14 protein-coding genes are annotated in these 15276 nt (G+C 65.5%); 11 read left to right on the plus strand and 3 right to left on the minus strand.

What is annotated here, in order from left to right:
- Positions 1 to 270: 270 nt before the first annotated feature.
- Positions 271 to 1311, plus strand: coding sequence for an ABC transporter substrate-binding protein (locus A9179_RS01030; protein ID WP_187808468.1), 1041 nt, complete (start codon positions 271 to 273; stop codon positions 1309 to 1311).
- Positions 1312 to 1503: 192 nt separating this feature from the next.
- Positions 1504 to 2268 carry a COG4705 family protein gene (locus A9179_RS01035; RefSeq protein WP_187804009.1) on the plus strand — a complete coding sequence of 255 codons (765 nt, stop codon included), beginning with the start codon at positions 1504 to 1506 and terminating at the stop codon, positions 2266 to 2268.
- 52 nt (positions 2269 to 2320) lie between these two features.
- On the opposite strand, the gene A9179_RS01040 is transcribed toward A9179_RS01035, so the two are convergent.
- A complete protein-coding gene (locus A9179_RS01040; RefSeq protein WP_187804010.1) occupies positions 2321 to 3244 on the minus strand; it encodes a LysR family transcriptional regulator in 924 nt (307 codons plus the stop codon).
- Between the two features lie 341 nt (positions 3245 to 3585).
- Between A9179_RS01040 and A9179_RS01045 the strand changes: the two genes are divergently transcribed.
- From A9179_RS01045 to A9179_RS01085, 9 genes are all read left to right on the plus strand, one after another.
- The gene (locus A9179_RS01045; protein WP_187804011.1) at positions 3586 to 5943 is read left to right on the plus strand and encodes a TonB-dependent receptor; all 2358 of its coding nucleotides are present in this window, start codon (positions 3586 to 3588) and stop codon (positions 5941 to 5943) included.
- A 37-nt stretch (positions 5944 to 5980) separates the two neighbouring features.
- Positions 5981 to 6883: a TauD/TfdA dioxygenase family protein gene (locus A9179_RS01050; RefSeq protein ID WP_187804012.1), complete on the plus strand. Its 903-nt coding sequence runs from the start codon at positions 5981 to 5983 to the stop codon at positions 6881 to 6883.
- Positions 6884 to 6897: 14 nt separating this feature from the next.
- Positions 6898 to 7794, plus strand: a complete 897-nt coding sequence (locus A9179_RS01055; RefSeq protein WP_187804013.1) for a TauD/TfdA dioxygenase family protein — start codon at positions 6898 to 6900, stop codon at positions 7792 to 7794.
- Positions 7795 to 8452: 658 nt separating this feature from the next.
- Positions 8453 to 9235, plus strand: coding sequence for an energy transducer TonB (locus tag A9179_RS01060; protein WP_187804014.1), 783 nt, complete (start codon positions 8453 to 8455; stop codon positions 9233 to 9235).
- A gap of 60 nt (positions 9236 to 9295) precedes the next feature.
- On the plus strand, positions 9296 to 10018 hold the full coding sequence (locus A9179_RS01065) for a MotA/TolQ/ExbB proton channel family protein (protein ID WP_187804015.1): 723 nt from the start codon (positions 9296 to 9298) through the stop codon (positions 10016 to 10018).
- Position 10019: 1 nt separating this feature from the next.
- Entirely contained in the window at positions 10020 to 10421 is a 402-nt protein-coding gene (locus A9179_RS01070) for an ExbD/TolR family protein (RefSeq protein ID WP_187804016.1), read from the plus strand.
- Between the two features lie 145 nt (positions 10422 to 10566).
- On the plus strand, positions 10567 to 11187 hold the full coding sequence (locus A9179_RS01075; protein ID WP_187804017.1) for a glutathione S-transferase N-terminal domain-containing protein: 621 nt from the start codon (positions 10567 to 10569) through the stop codon (positions 11185 to 11187).
- A gap of 118 nt (positions 11188 to 11305) precedes the next feature.
- Positions 11306 to 11839, plus strand: a complete 534-nt coding sequence (locus A9179_RS01080) for a methylated-DNA--[protein]-cysteine S-methyltransferase (protein ID WP_187804018.1) — start codon at positions 11306 to 11308, stop codon at positions 11837 to 11839.
- Between the two features lie 235 nt (positions 11840 to 12074).
- Positions 12075 to 12815: a class I SAM-dependent DNA methyltransferase gene (locus A9179_RS01085; RefSeq protein WP_187804019.1), complete on the plus strand. Its 741-nt coding sequence runs from the start codon at positions 12075 to 12077 to the stop codon at positions 12813 to 12815.
- Positions 12816 to 12819: 4 nt separating this feature from the next.
- On the opposite strand, the gene A9179_RS01090 is transcribed toward A9179_RS01085, so the two are convergent.
- Together A9179_RS01090 and A9179_RS01095 are read right to left on the minus strand one after the other, a co-directional pair.
- Positions 12820 to 14355: a hybrid sensor histidine kinase/response regulator gene (locus tag A9179_RS01090; protein ID WP_187804020.1), complete on the minus strand. Its 1536-nt coding sequence runs from the start codon at positions 14353 to 14355 to the stop codon at positions 12820 to 12822.
- 246 nt (positions 14356 to 14601) lie between these two features.
- Positions 14602 to 15276, minus strand: a complete 675-nt coding sequence (locus A9179_RS01095) for a MarC family NAAT transporter (RefSeq protein WP_187804021.1) — start codon at positions 15274 to 15276, stop codon at positions 14602 to 14604.

Here is a 15276-nt window from a genome sequence, read left to right on the forward strand (position 1 = left end):
TTGCTGCATCTGGCCTGGCGGCCGCGTGCCGACTGATTTAGGTGTTTTGGTTACTAAAAAATAATTTTTTATTATTTATTTCTTATATCTCGGACATGCCTAAGTGCAGCGCCAAGGGATGCCGCGAGCATCCAGCCCTGCATCAAGGAGCCCCGTGCCATGAAAAGCCTGTTCGATTCCTTCGTCGTGTTGTTCGCCACACCGGCGCTGATCGGCTTGCTGGCTTACCTGCCACCGCCCGAGGTGGCCAACAAGGTGAAGTCCGCCGGCATGACTGTCTTTGCGCTGCTCGCCACGCCGGCGCTGCTCGGCCTGCTGGCCTACCTGCCGTCCGCCCAGGCGGCGGAGCAGCCACAGACCATTCGCATCGCCGTGCCCGACCTCAGCGCCGGTAGTCAGCACAGCGGCGGCGGGGTGGTGGATGTGCTGCGCAGCCAGCAGATCTTCGAGCAGGAATTCGCCGCCGACGGCATCAAGGTGCAGTGGACTTTCTTCAAGGGCGCCGGCCCGGTGATCAACGAGGCGTTGGCCAACGGCCAGGTCGACTTCGCCTACCTTGGCGACCTGGCGGCCATCATCGGCAAGGCCAATGGCCTGGATACCCGTGTGCTCAGCGCCTCGGCGCGCAACGTGCGGCTGTACCTGGGCGTGGTGCCGGGCTCGGCGATCAAGACCCTGGCCGACCTCAAGGGCAAGCGCGTGGCGATCTTCCGCGGCACCGCCAACCAGTTGTCCTTCGCTGCCGCCCTGGCCAGCCAGGGCCTCAAGGAACGCGACCTGCAGGTGATCAACCTGGACTTCAACGCCGCCAGCGCCGCTCTCGCCGCCAAGCAGATCGACGCCACCTGGGGCGCCGGCAACCTGATCGCCCTGCAGCAGCGTGGTCTGGCCGAGCTGCCGCTGAACACCGACGACCTCAAGGGCGTGGGCAGTGTGCAGGCGGTGCTGCTCGGTACCGGCGCCTTCGTCGACCAGCACCCGGACATCACCGCGCGGCTGCTCAAGGCCCAGCAGAAGGCCGTGCAGTGGCTGCGCAACGAGGCCAACAAGCAGGCCTACGTGGAGCTGGTCTCCGGCCTGGCCAGCTACCCGCAGGTGCTGATCCAGAGCGATCTGGATAACGCCAGCTTCAGTGCCATCTTCGATCCGCGGCTGGATCCGGCCTTCCTCGCCAGGCTGCAGGCAAGCGTCGACCTGGCTGCCGAGCAGCGCCTGATCCGCAAGGGCTTCCAGGTGAGCACCTGGAGCCAGCCGCAATTCCTCGATGCCGCCCTGCAGGCCCAGGCCGCCGAGGTACAGGCCCAGCGTTAAGGGGGGAGTGGACGCGAAGGAACGCAGACCGCGGCCCAGGCCGCGGTTTTTTTATGCCCGCGCAGACGCCGGCCAGGCAATGCTTCGTTGAACATTTTTTAACCTGTTTTTCACACGAGCCCGCCTAAGGTGCGCGGGCCGGCTGCCTCCTGCGCCGGACGCCATGCACGTTCCGACTACGGGAGCTACCGGATGAATAAATTGCCGCAAATCACCCTGGCCTTCTGGGTGATGAAAATCTGTGCCACCACCCTCGGCGAAACCGCCGGCGATCTGCTGTCGATGACCCTCGACGTCGGCTATGCCGTCAGTTCGCTGATCCTCATCGGCCTGTTCCTGGTCGCCCTCAGCGGCCAGCTGATGAGCCGTCGCTACCTGCCGGCGCTGTACTGGACGGTGATCCTCGCCACCAGCACGGCCGGTACCACCATGTCCGACTTCATGGATCGCACCCTGGGCCTGGGCTATGCCAGTGGCTCGGCGATCCTCGTCACCCTGCTGCTGTGCGTGCTCGGGCTGTGGCGCCTGAGCGAGAAGTCGCTGGCGGTGGACAACATCGTCAGCCGCCGTGGCGAGCTGTTCTACTGGGGCGCGATCCTGGTTTCCAACACCCTGGGCACGGCCCTGGGCGACTACCTGGCGGACGACTCCGGCCTCGGCTTCGCCGGCGGCGCGCTGCTGATCGGCAGCCTGATCGCCGTGGTGGCGCTGGCCAAGCAGTTCACCCGCATCTCCAGCGTGGCGTTGTTCTGGATCGCCTTCGTGCTGACCCGCCCGTTCGGCGCGACCCTCGGCGATGTGCTGACCAAGACCCACGAGAAAGGCGGGCTGGATTTCGGCACCGTGGGCTCCTCGGCGATTCTCGCCGGTGTGCTGGTGGTGCTGGTGTTCTTCGCCATGCGCGCCGAGCGCCGCGAGCAGCCGGACAACCGCCTGCAGGGTGCCGATCTGGCCTGAGTGCGGTCGTAGGTCAACCCAGCGCCCGGACATTTGTCCGGGCGCTGGCGTTTCAGGCCGCCACCGCCTCGGCCTGGTCGCGATCGAGCTGCACCAGTAGCTCGATCATCGCCCGCGCCGCCGGCGACAGGCGAAAGCCGGTGCGGGTGACGATGCCGCAGCGTGCGCTGAGGCTGTCCAGGTTGGTCGGCAGGTTGCGCAGGTACAGCTGCACCAGTTCGCCACGGCGCAGCGGTTCATCGATGGCCTCGCGAGTGGCGATGCCGATGGCGTCGCTACGCCGTACCAGCTCTTCCAGCAGGGCGAAGTGCTCGCACTCCAGCTGCGGGTCGAAGCTGGTCTTGCCGCTGAGATTGGCCAGCAGCTTGCGCACGCCCATGGGAATACGCGTGGCGGCCAGCGGGTAGTCGAACAGGTCGTTGGTCGACAGGCTCTCCTTGGCCAGCAGCGGATGCCCGGGGCGGCAGAAGAACAGGCCGGGGCGCGGGCGCAGCGCCTGGGTCTGCACGCTGGGGTCGGCCTCGAAGTGGCGGATGTCGGCGATGAAGAACTCGATCTCGTCGCGCCCCAGACTGCGGCTCAGGCTCTCCCAGTTGTTCACCTCGAAGCGTGCGCGGATGCGCGGGTAGCGCTGCATGAACTGCAGTAGGGCCTCGGGCACCAGCTTGGCGGCCAGCGCCGGGCCGCAGCCGAAGCGCAGCTCGCCGGCATCCAGCTTGGTCATCTGGTTGATCTCGTGGGCCAGGTTGCTGGCGCCGCGTACCAGGGTCAGGGCGTGCTGCAGCACCACCTGGCCTTCCGGCGTGGGACGCAGATCCTTGCTCGCGCGATCCACCAGGACACAGCCCAGTTCATGCTCGAGGCCCTGGATGCTGCGGCTGAAGGCCGGCTGGGTAATGCCCATGGCATCGGCTGCGCGGACGAAACTGCGGTGCTCGTGGAGGGCGAGAAAGTAGCGGAGTTGGCGCAGATCCATGATGCGTTCCCGGCATTGAAAATATAGGTAGAAGGCATTTGTGCCGTCCTGGGTGCTGGTTTTAAATGCAGGCTCTTATTCCGTCAATCTAAGTAAATCAATATAAATAGATCAAAAAGGAATATTGATATGGCCAGCAATCAGGGGGGAGCCCGATGAAACAGCCAGCTGCATCACCCGTTCTGCGTGAGTCCATGCGCCGCTGTCGCTGACCGCGCGCTGAGCCGCCTGCGGCGCGCTCGCCACTTTCCACTAGCGAATTTCACCAGTGCGCCGGGCGCGCGCTGCGGCTCGTTATCGCCCGGTTTTCGGGCCGGGCCCCCAGAACAGGAACACCACACATGCCTCATAGCCGAACGCCGCGTATCGCCAGACCTCTGGCTCTGCAACGCCTGAATACCCCGGAATATGCCCTGACCCTGCTGCTGGCCCTCGGTGGCCTGGCCGCACCGGGTCATGCCTGGGCCGCGGAAGCTGAAACGCCGAGTGCTGAAGAGGCGGTGGCGCTGGACAAGGTCACTGTCACCGCGCGGCGTCGCGAGGAAGACGTGCAGGACGTGCCGACGCCGATCACCACCCTGAGCGGCGCCACCCTGGAACAGCAGAAGGTGTACAAGGTGCAGGATCTGCAGCAGGTGCTGCCGAGCGTCAACGTCGCCTTCATCCACGCCCGCCAGTCGAGCATCGCGGTGCGCGGCATCGGCAACAACCCGGCCAGCGACGGACTGGAAGGCAGCGCCGGGGTGTACCTGGACAACGTCTACCTGGGCCGCCCGGGCATGGCTGTGTTCGACCTGCTGGACATCGAACAGCTGGAGCTGCTGCGCGGCCCGCAGGGCACCCTGTTCGGCAAGAACACCACCGCCGGCGTGCTCAACATCAGCACGCGCAAACCGACCTTCACCCCCGAGCGCAGCATCGAGGTGTCCGGTGGCGAGCGTGGTTACTTCCAGGGCAAGGGCACCGTCTCCGGTGGCCTCACCGAGACCCTGGCCGGGCGCCTGTCGGCCTACCGCACTCGCGACGATGGCTTCATCGACAACACCTACAACGGCGATGACCTCAACGGTGGCGAGCGCGAAGGCGTGCGTGGCCAGCTGCTGTTCGAACCGAACGACGACTTCAACCTGCGCTGGATCAACGACTACAACGCCGAAGACTCCAGCAACGGCACCATGGTGCTGTACGGCGCGCCGCAGCGTTACTGGGATCGCGCCGCGCTGGCCGGTGCCGCGCCGCATCGCGACCCGGACGACCACAAGGTCAACATCAACGGCCGCCAGCACGTCAGCGTGCACCAGGGCGGCAGCTCGGTGGAGGCCAACTGGAACCTCAACGGCGGTTACACCCTGACCTCGATCAGCGCTTACCGCTACTGGCACTTCACCCCGGCCAACGATGAAACCCTGAATGTCGCGGCGATCAACAACACCGGGGTGGAAGTCCACGACCGCCAGTTCTCCCAGGAAATCCGGCTGGCCTCGCCCACCGGCGGCGCCTTCGACTACGTACTGGGCAGCTATATCTTCAACCAGAACCTGGGCAACAAGACCTTCACCGACTACGGCCCGAAAGCCGACCTGTTCCTCACCGGTGCCAACCCGGGGATCTTCAACAACGTCTACAGCAAGGCCAACGGCAAGGTCGAGACCGACAGCTTCGCGCTGTTCGGCCAGGGCACCTGGCACCTGACCGACAAGCTCGACTTCACCGCCGGGGTACGCGGCACCTACGAGGAGAAGCAAGCCAAGGTCGAGCGCTTCGCGCCCGAAGGTGGCGCCGCCCTGCCGCCGGCGCTGCAGGCAATTCGTAACCGCCAGCTCGGCGCCTACGACTCCGGCGACCTCAACCTGCACAACGCTGCACCGTCCGGCCTGCTCAGCCTCAGCTACAAGTTCACCGACGACCTACTCGGCTACGCCTCGCTGTCCCATGGCGAGAAGTCCGGCGGGGTCAACCTGGCCGTGGCCAGTGCCCCGACCCTGGGCGCCGACTCGCTGCTGGTCGGCCCGGAGCGTGCCAACGATGCCGAACTGGGCTTCAAGAGCACCCTGCTGAACAACCGCCTGCTGTTCAACGCCAACATCTTCTGGACCGGCATCCACGGCTACCAGGCCACCACCCTGACCACCACTGCCAGCTCGCCGACCCCGGTGTCGGTACTGGCCAACGCCGGCAGCGTGCGTTCACGCGGCGTCGAGTTCGAAGCAACGGCCCTGCCGATTCGCGGCCTGACCCTCAACGTCAACGGCTCGTACAACGACGTCACCTACCTCAGCTTCGAGAACGCGCCGTGCCCCGGCGAGGTCAGCACGGTCACCCCGACCGCCACCTGCGACCTGACCGGCGAGCGGGTGGTCGGCGCCTCGAAATGGATCGGCAACCTCAACGGCGAGTACGCCTGGCAGATCGACAACGGCATCAAGCCCTACATCAACGCCGGCTACTCCTACCGCTCCGAAGCCGAAGGCACGCTGGACAACTCCGACCTGTCGAAGATCGACGGCTACGGCCTGGTCAACCTGGCCGCCGGTGTGCGCACCGACCTCGGCGACGGCCAGCTGGATACCTCCGTGTGGGTCAAGAACGCCACCGACACCGACTACTACCTGAGTGCCTTCGCCTACATCAACGGCGCCTACACCGCCTCCGTGGGCCAGCCGCGCACTGCAGGTGTATCCCTGCGTTACGACTTCTGACGTGCCGTCACGCAAATCTCAAGCAAGGAGAAATGACATGAGTAACGCAGCCATCGCTATCGAACCCGCAGTACAGCTCGACATCCACCCGGTTGCCGGACGCATCGGCGCGGAAATCCGAGGCATCAGCCTGTCCGGCAGTCTGGACGCGGCCACGGTCGAGGCCATCCAGGCCGCCCTGGTGGAGCACAAGGTGCTGTTCTTCCGCGGCCAGCACCAGCTCGACGACCAGGCCCAGGAAGCTTTCGCCAAGCTGCTCGGCGAACCCATCGCCCACCCCACCGTGCCGGTGCGCGCAGGCACCCATTACCTGCTCGAGCTGGACGGCGCCCAGGGCCACCGGGCCAATTCCTGGCACACCGACGTGACCTTCGTCGACTCCTATCCCAAGGCCTCGATCCTGCGCTCGGTGGTGGCCGCCAAGGCCGGTGGCGACACCGTCTGGGCCAACACCGAAAGCGCCTACCAGGATCTGCCGGACAGCCTGCGCGAGCTGGCCGACAAGCTCTGGGCGGTGCACAGCAACGAGTACGACTACGCCGCGATCAAGCCCAGCGTCGACCCGGCACGTCTGGAGGAGTACCGCAAGGTGTTCGCCTCCACTGTCTACGAGACCGAGCACCCGCTGGTGCGCGTGCACCCGGTGAGCGGCCAGCGCAGCCTGCTGCTCGGCCACTTCGTCAAGCGCATCAAGGGCCTGTCGCAGGGCGACTCGCAGCGCCTGTTCGACATCCTCCAGGGCCACGTGACCCGCCTGGAGAACACCGTGCGCTGGCGCTGGCAGGAAGGCGACGTGGCGATCTGGGACAACCGCGCCACCCAGCACTACGCCGTCGACGACTACGGCCAGCAGGATCGCATCGTGCGCCGCGTGACCCTGGCCGGCGATGTACCGGTGGCCCTCGACGGCCGCCGCAGCCAGACCACCCGCAAGGGCTGAACCGGGAGACTGTCATGAGCAACAACGTCAGCGCATTGCGTCAGGAACAGGTCACGGACGGCCTGCGCATCGTGCCTCTGAACGCCCCGCTGGGTGCCGAGGTGCATGGCCTGGATGGCCGCCAGGATCCCACGGCCGAGCAGATCCTCGCCCTCAAGCAGGCTCACCGCGAGTACCAGATCCTGATCTTCAAGAACCAGCAGCTGGACGATGCGCAGTTCCTGCGCTTCGCCTCCTGGTTCGGCTCGGTGTTCCAGCCGCACCCGGACTTCGCCGTGCTGTCCTCCGGCGACGACGGCAAGGCGCCGGATATCGTCAAGGTGGCCAACACCGGCGACGGCGAACTGGGCAACTTCGCCCTACCGGCACACACCGACCACCAGTGGACGCCGACCCCTTCGGCCGGCTCGCTGCTGTATGCCCTGGAAGTACCAGAGCAGGGCGGCGAGACCAGCTGGACCAACCTGGCCCTGGCCTACCGGGCTCTGGACGAAGCTACCCAGCGCGAGATCGATGAGCTCAAGCTGATCAACTACAACCCCTTCGTGCGCATCAAGAACGGCGGCTATGGCGGCGGCTTCGTCACCTACCGCACGCCGGACATCGAGCCGATCCAGGGCACCGAGCACCCGCTGGTGCGCACCCATCCGGAAACCGGCAAGCGCCTGCTCTACCTCAGCGTGCACACCGAGGTGGAGATTCCTGGCTACGACCCGGAGCAGGGCGCGGCGCTGATCGCCCGCCTGCGCGAGCACCTGCACAACCCGCGCTTCTCCTATACCCACAAGTGGGAAGTGGGCGACATCGTGTACTGGGACGACCAGGCCACCCTGCATGCGCGCAATGCCTTCCCGGCCACCCAGCGGCGGCGCATGAAGCGCATCAGCCTGGCCGGCAGCCGGCCGTTCTGACCAATCTGCAACGCTTGCCTACCTCGCGGCGCACCCATCCCGGGTGCGCCGTTTTTTTACGCTATGTCCCAGCTAGGTGTTGTATCGGCGTGTCCCCCACTGGATCCCCGCCTGCGCGGGGATGACGAGGCAGAGGGGAAGTCCTGCAGAGAACCGTCAGTCCTGCGCAGGCGGGAATCCAAGGAGCAGGCGACTACAACGCATAGATGAGCGACCACATAGGTGCTGTGCTCGCATGTTTCCTGGGTTATTCCCCTGCGGGCCAACGCTAGCGCTGTTCAGCGATAGAGCCGCTGTCCAGCTTGCGCGGGAATGGCGGAGCCGGTGAATGACGCCACGGCTCATCCTTACCTCGTCATTCCCGCGCAGGCGGGAATCCAGAGCGGCGCTGGGTGGTTTGCACCTGGCTGGCCGAAGCCAGGCGCTTTCCATGCCTTGCAGGCAATTTTCCCATGCCTCAAAGGCATTGAAAGATAAAAATCTTTTTAAATCAGTTATTTACGATTTATATATTCCATAAAGAAATTAACAACTAATTAAAGATTACTTTATGAGATAAGACGCCTCGCTAATCATCTGCACCAAGGCCGAGCCGCTCTGCCATGGGCGTTTCGCGGATCGGCACCGAATGCAGAAGCGATTTTCAGGAGTCTTGCCGATGGGCAATGTCCACAAAGCCGATCTCGCCGCCGACGTGCTCTGGCGCGACGCGCGCAGCCCCGGCGAAGTGCTCGATCTGGGTGTCTCGCTACGCCAGGCCCTGGGCCTGCAGCGCCACTTGCCCAAACCTGGCAAGCCGGTGCTGGGCCGGCGCGAGGCCGTACTGCTCGGCCTGTTCGCCCTGACCCTGCACGGCGCGGTGCTGCATTGGCTGGCCAGCCGGCCCGAGCCGGTGCTGCCGGAAGTGCCGGTGGAAATCCCGCCGATGACCATCGAATTCGCCGCCCCGCCGCCTCCGCCACAAGTGGTCGAACCGCCGCCACCGGTGGTCGAGGAGCTGGCCGTGAAGCCGCCACCGCCCAAGCCGGTGCCGAAGCCCAAGCCGCAGCCGCCCAAGCCGAAACCGCTGCCCAAACCGGTCGAGCAAGCGCCGCAGCCGAAGCAGGAAACGCCACCGCCACCAGCTCCGGTCGCTCCGCCAACGCCGGCGCCGGTCAAGGAAACACCGCCGTCGGCCAACGCCGCGTACCTGAAGAACCCGGCGCCGGAATACCCGTCGCTGGCCCAGCGCCGCGGCTGGGAGGGCACGGTGCTGCTGCGGGTGCATGTGCTGGCCAACGGCAAGCCGAGCGATATCCAGATCCAGAAGAGCAGTGGCCGTGACGCCCTCGACGAAGCGGCGGTACGCGCCGTCAAACGCTGGAGCTTCGTCCCGGCCAAGCGTGGCGACGTGGCCCAGGAAGGCTGGGTGACGGTGCCGCTGGACTTTCGTTTGAACTGACTGGCCGTTTGCACTGAATTGAACCGAATCGACTGAAATACGTTTTACGAGGAACGCATCATGAATCTGTTAGTGGACTCCCCCCTGCAATCGGTCGAGCACAGCGTCATCTGGCTGCTGATCGGCTTCTCCGTCCTGACCTGGGGCCTGGCCCTGATCAAGGGCATCCAGTTCGCCCGCCAGCGCTTCCAGGATCGCAAGTTCCTCAAGCTGTTCTGGAGCGCCACCAGCCTGGACTCCGCCGCCGAACTGGGCCAGCAGCACACCGGTGCGGTGGCCCATGTGGCCCAGGCCGGCTTCGCCGCGATCCAGGTGCACGACGGCCAGCAGCCGGGCGACCTGAGCCAGGCGATCAACCACCAGGATCGCCTCGAACGTGCCTTGCGCCAGCAGATCCAGCGTGAGCGTCGCTCCCTGGAAAGCGGCCTGGCAGTAGTCGCCAGTATTGGTAGTACATCGCCCTTTATCGGTCTGTTCGGCACCGTCTGGGGCATCATGGAAGCGCTCAAGGGCATCAGCCTGGCCGGCAACGCCAGCCTGGAAACCGTGGCCGGGCCGATCGGCGCCGCGCTGGTCGCCACCGGCGTGGGTATCGCCGTCGCCGTGCCGGCGGTGCTGGTTTACAACTACTTCCTGCGGCGCCTCAAGCTCACCGCCGCCGACCTCGACGACTTCGCCCACGACTTCTACAGCCTGGCGCAGAAGAGCGCGTTCAAGGTCATCGTCCATCCTGCCGGCAAGCGCAGCGTGGGCGGCAACCAACCGGTGAAGGAGGCGTCCTGACATGGCCTTTTCAACCCAGGACAGCGACGAGGTTCTCTCCGAGATCAACGTCACCCCGCTGGTCGACGTGATGCTGGTGCTGCTGGTGGTGTTCATCGTCACCGCGCCGCTGCTGACCAACTCGATCCCGATCAACCTGCCGAAGACCGAAGCCGTGGCCCCACCGGATCAGAAAGACCCGCTGGTGGTGAGCATCGACGGCGAAGGCAAGCTGTTCATCAACAAGGACGAAATCCAGCCCGAGCTGCTGCAGAGCAATCTGGAGCAGGCCAAGGCCAAGGACGCCGAACTCAAGGTGCAGCTGCAGGCCGACGACCAGGTCGACTACGGCCAGGTGGCCAAGGCCATGGCCGCTATCGAGAAAGCCGGCATCACCAAGCTGGCGGTGATTACCGCTCGCTGAGAACGGATTTGGCTCGGACGCGAACCTGTCACATACCGTCTCTAGACTGGCGGCATCGGGTTCCTCCAGACCGCAACGGTTCGTGGGGCCGCTCTTTCCAGGCAGGGGGGGCGGCCCCTTTTTTATTCAGTACAAGGAGTTCCCGATGACCACGCTGTTCATTTCCCCCGGCGCCTGCTCGCTGGCTTCGCATATCGCCGTTCTTGAGCTGGGTCTGCCGATCCAGATCGAGAAGGTCGCCCTGCGCACCCCGGACTCGCCGATCCACGCGATCAACCCGCTGGGCCGCGTGCCGGCCCTGCAGCTGGACGATGGCACCCTGATCACCGAGAACAGCGCGATCCTGCCGTACCTGGCCGACCAGGTGCCGGGCACGCCGCTGTTCGCCCCGGCCGGCAGCGCCGAGCGTGCGCAGATCCAGAGCTGGCTCGGCTACCTGGCGGCGGAAGTGCACGCCGCCTCGTTCCGCCCGCTCAACCGCCCGGAACGCTACTCGGCCGACGCAGCCGCCCATCCGGGCATTCGCGCCCAGGCCCAGGTGCAGCTGCTGCAGGCCTTCCAGCATATCGAGCGGCACCTGCAGGAGCGCCAGTGGCTGGTGGGCGAGCGCTTCACCCTGGCCGATGCCTACCTCGGCATCTTCACCACCTGGCTGCTGCGCATTGGCGGCCCGTTCGCCGAGCTGCAGGCCATCGCCCGCCTGCGCGAGCAATGGCGCGCCCGCCCGGCGGTGCAGCAGGCGCTGCAGGCCGAAGGACTGCTGTAAATCCCGCTGCTGTGTAGGGTGGGTGAAACCCGCGTAGCCGTGCTCGCGGGTTGCACCCGCCCTACGTCTGGCCCTGGTGCTAGCATGTTCCGGCCGCCATCATTTGCAGGAACCCCGCATGTCGCCATCCTCCGTCGAGCCGGCCTTCGGCGATCTGTTCGACACGCCGCTGGGTAGCCTGTTGGCCCTGGTGGACGAGCAGGGCGCCCTGCTGCGTCTGGACTTCCCGCCGGAAGACCAGCCGCTGACCATCTGGCACGGCTATGCCTGGCAGCGCGACACGGCGGCGGTGGCCCCGGTCGCGCGGCAGATCGGTGAGTACTTCGCCGGCCAGCGCCGGGTCTTCGATCTGCCCCTGGCGCCGCGCGGCAGCGCCTACCAGCACCTGGCCTGGCGCCATCTGCGCGAGGTGCCTTACGGCGTCACCCTGACCTATGCCCAGCTGGGTGAGCGCCTGTTGCCGCACAAGACCTCGGCCCGCGCCATCGGCCGGGCCAATGCGCTCAACCCGATCTCCATCATCGTGCCCTGCCACCGCATCATCGGCACCGACGGCAGCCTCACCGGCTATGCCGGTGGCCTGGCGCGCAAGCAGGCGCTGCTGGAGCTGGAAGGGGTGCTGAGGCCGGGCAGTCAGGCCCAGCTGTTCTGAGCGGTAGGGGCCGGCTGCCGCTCTCCCGTAGGGTGCGCCATGCGCACCGCCGCGCTCGCTGAGGCCTTTGGTGCGCGCAGCGCACCCTACACAAAGTGGGCCCGCAAAGCGTGCAAACAGGCTTTGGCAGGGCAACCCTCCATGCAAGCTGCGCGCTGTCTGTTTTCCGGGGAGGGCAGGCGCGGCTTGCGCTACCATGCCGCGCCGAAATCCCTGCCCAACCCGCTGGCCGCCTATGTCCACCACCCTGTACACCGACCTGTCCGCCTACTACGACCTGATGTGCGCCGACATCGACTACCAGGCGCAGAGCCACAGCGTGCGCCGCCTGCACCAGCTGTTCGGCACCGCAGGGCGCAACCACCTGGATCTGGCCTGCGGCACCGGCCCGCATGTGCGGCATTTCCTCGACTTCGGCTACCGCAGCGCCGGCCTGGACATCAACCAGCCGATGCTCGACATCGCCCAGCAGCGCTGCCCCGAGGCGCAGTTCAGCTGCCAGGACATGGCCGACTTCACGGTCGATCAGCCGCTGGATCTGATCACCTGCTTTCTCTACTCGATCCACTACAACGCCGGGCTGGCCAAGCTGCGCCAGTGCCTGGCCAGCGTGCACGCCGCGCTCGCCGAGGGCGGGGTGTTCTGCTTCAACGCGGTGGACAAGCACCAGATCGACAACCGCTCCTTCGTCCGTCACACGGTGGAGCACGACGGCAGCCTGTTCGCCTTCGGTTCCGGCTGGTACTACGGCGGCGAGGGCGAACGCCAGGCGCTGCGCTTGAGCATCGACAAGACCACGGCCGGGCAGACCCAGACCTGGCACGACGAACACCCCATGGTCGCTCTCAGCTTCGCCGAGCTGCAGGCGCTGCTGCAGCCACAGTTCGAGGTGCAGGTGTTCGAGCACGACTACGAGAAGATCACCCCCTGGGGCGGGGCGTCGGGCAATGCGCTGTTTGTCTGCGTGAAGCGCTAGGCCGCTAAACCAGCGGGAGCTTCAGGCGCAGGCGGGTGAGGTTTTCCTGATCGTCCGTCTCCAGCGCCAGGCTGCCCTTCTGGGCTTCGGCGAGGAGCTTGGCGGAGTAGGTACCCAGGCCCGTGCCACCTGGTTTGCCGTGGCTGGCGTATTTCTCGAAGAACTGCGGCCGGAAAGCCTCAGGTACTGCCGGCTGGTTTTCCATGATCAGTTCAATGCAGTCGGAGCGCAGCAGTTCCAGGTGCACCCGACTCTGCACGGGGGCTGCCTCGCAGGCGTTCTTCAGCAGGTTGTTCAGCAACGAGAAGCACAGCAGCTGATCGGCATTGGCCTGCAGCGGCGCCAGCTTGGTTTCATCCTCGACCACCAGCTCGATGGTCAGTTTCTTCGCCTGGTAGGTCAGCCTGGCCGAGTCGCACAGGCTGCGGGTCATCGCCAGCAGGTCGACCGACACGGGGTGCAGCACGAAGCGGCCGGTCTCGATCTTGTGCAGGTCGCCGGCTAGGTTGATCATCCCCAGCAGGTTCTGGCAGTCGGCTTCCAGGCTATGCAGGATCTGCAGCTGGCGTGGCAGCAGGTTGCCACCTTCGAGCAGGCCGCGGGCCAGCCCCAGGATGTTGCACAGCGGCGCCTTGAGGTCGTGGCGGGACAGGCTGTTGGCCTCCTCGCGCAGGCGCTCCAGCTCCAGCATGCTGTCGTACTCCTGCTGCAGCGCGTTGCGCTGCTCGACCAGGCGCAGCAGGTTGACCACCCGCAGGTGCAGTGCCTTGGGATTCACCGGCTTGCTGACGAAGTCCACCGCGCCCAGCTCCAGGCCGCGCAGCTGCGCCGCCTTGTCGGTCATGGCGGTGATGAAGATCAGCGGAATCTGGCTGGCGCTCGGGTGGCTGCGCAGGCGTTGGGCCAATTCGAAGCCATCCATGTGCGGCATCATCACGTCCAGCAGGAGCAGATCCGGCGGCGTTTCCGAGGTGCAGATGGCCAGCGCACTGCTGCCATCGCGCGCCGCCAGCACCCGGTACTCGTCCTGGAACAGGCCGACGATCAGGGCCAGATTGTCCGGCACATCGTCCACCACCAGCAGGGTCGGGCGGCGCTCGGCGCGCGGCTCGGGAGCGCGCATCGGCTCCTCGGCAACCGGCGGGCGTGGCAGCTGCGGCCGGTGGCTCATGGCCCGGGTGATGCGCTGTGCCAGGTCATTGGCGGTGTAGGGCTTGATCAGGATGCTGCTGACGCCGGCGGCAACGGCCTCGGTAATCTGCGCCCGCGAGCTTTCCGCAGTGATCATGATGAAGGGCAGGGAGGCCAGCTTGGGATCGCTGCGCACCTCGCGCAGCAGCGTGAGGCCATCCATGACCGGCATGTTCCAGTCGGAAACGATCACGTTGACCTTGCGCAAGCGCAGGGTTGCCAGGGCCTCGGCACCATTGTTGGCCAGCAGGATGTGCCGGGCGCCGAGCCGCTCGAGCTGGCTGCTATTGACCTTGCGCATGGTGTCGGCGTCATCGACGACGAGGAAAACGGTTTCGGCGGTAATCATGCTGCCTGCCACTCCGCAGTCGCGAGAGGGAAATCCAGGGTGGCGATACAGCTACCCCGTGGCTCCCGAGCTCTTCTTGAGCCTTATCTGGGCCGTCTCGCTGCATAAACCGGCAGGGCAGGCGGCTGAATCAATCTTAGATCGACCTGGCCAGCCTGCCCGTGGATATCCGCAGCAGGGATGAGCAGACAAGACGCCGGGATGGCGATATCGGTATGGGTTCTTAGTTGTGCGCGGCTGAATGCTTTACGGCGTGCGCAGTAATTGCACGTTGTTATTGATCAGGGTTTGCAGGATTTCCAGCGAGCCATTGATGGCAAATTGCACGCCCATGCACACGAGCAAGAAACCCATGAGGCGGGCTACCGCATCAATGCCTGACGGGCCGGTGATCTTCATGATCAGGTCGGATGCGCGCAAACACCCCCAGAGTATGAGTGCGGTCACCAGGAAGATTAAGGGCGGTGCGACCTGGATGACCCAGGAGGGGAAGGTCGTATTGTGCTTGAGGGTGGCAGAGGCACTGATGATCATCGCGATGGTGCCTGGCCCGGCAGTGCTGGGCATGGCCAGCGGGACGAAGGCAAAGCTGGCTCTGGGTGCCGTGCCGTTGCCAGGGGTCGATGCCTGGGCCGGCTGCGGGAACAGCATGCGCGCGCCAATAATTATCAGAATCCCGCCGCCGGCGATCCGTAGCCCCGGTATGGAGATATTGAAGACATTCATGATCAGCTCACCGACGTAGTAGGTGACGGTCATGATCAGAAAGACATTCAGTGCGGTCAGCAGCGCCTGCCGGTTCTTTTCTTCGCGACTAAGCCCTTGGGCGAGCGCCAGGAACAGGGCCACTGTCGTGGGTGGGTTGATCAATGGCAGCAAGGCCAGCAGCCCCAGAACAATGGCGTCGAATAAGTCGCCCAT

This window comes from Pseudomonas alcaligenes, assembly GCF_014490745.1.
GTDB classification, from domain to species: Bacteria; Pseudomonadota; Gammaproteobacteria; order Pseudomonadales; family Pseudomonadaceae; genus Aquipseudomonas; species Aquipseudomonas alcaligenes_C.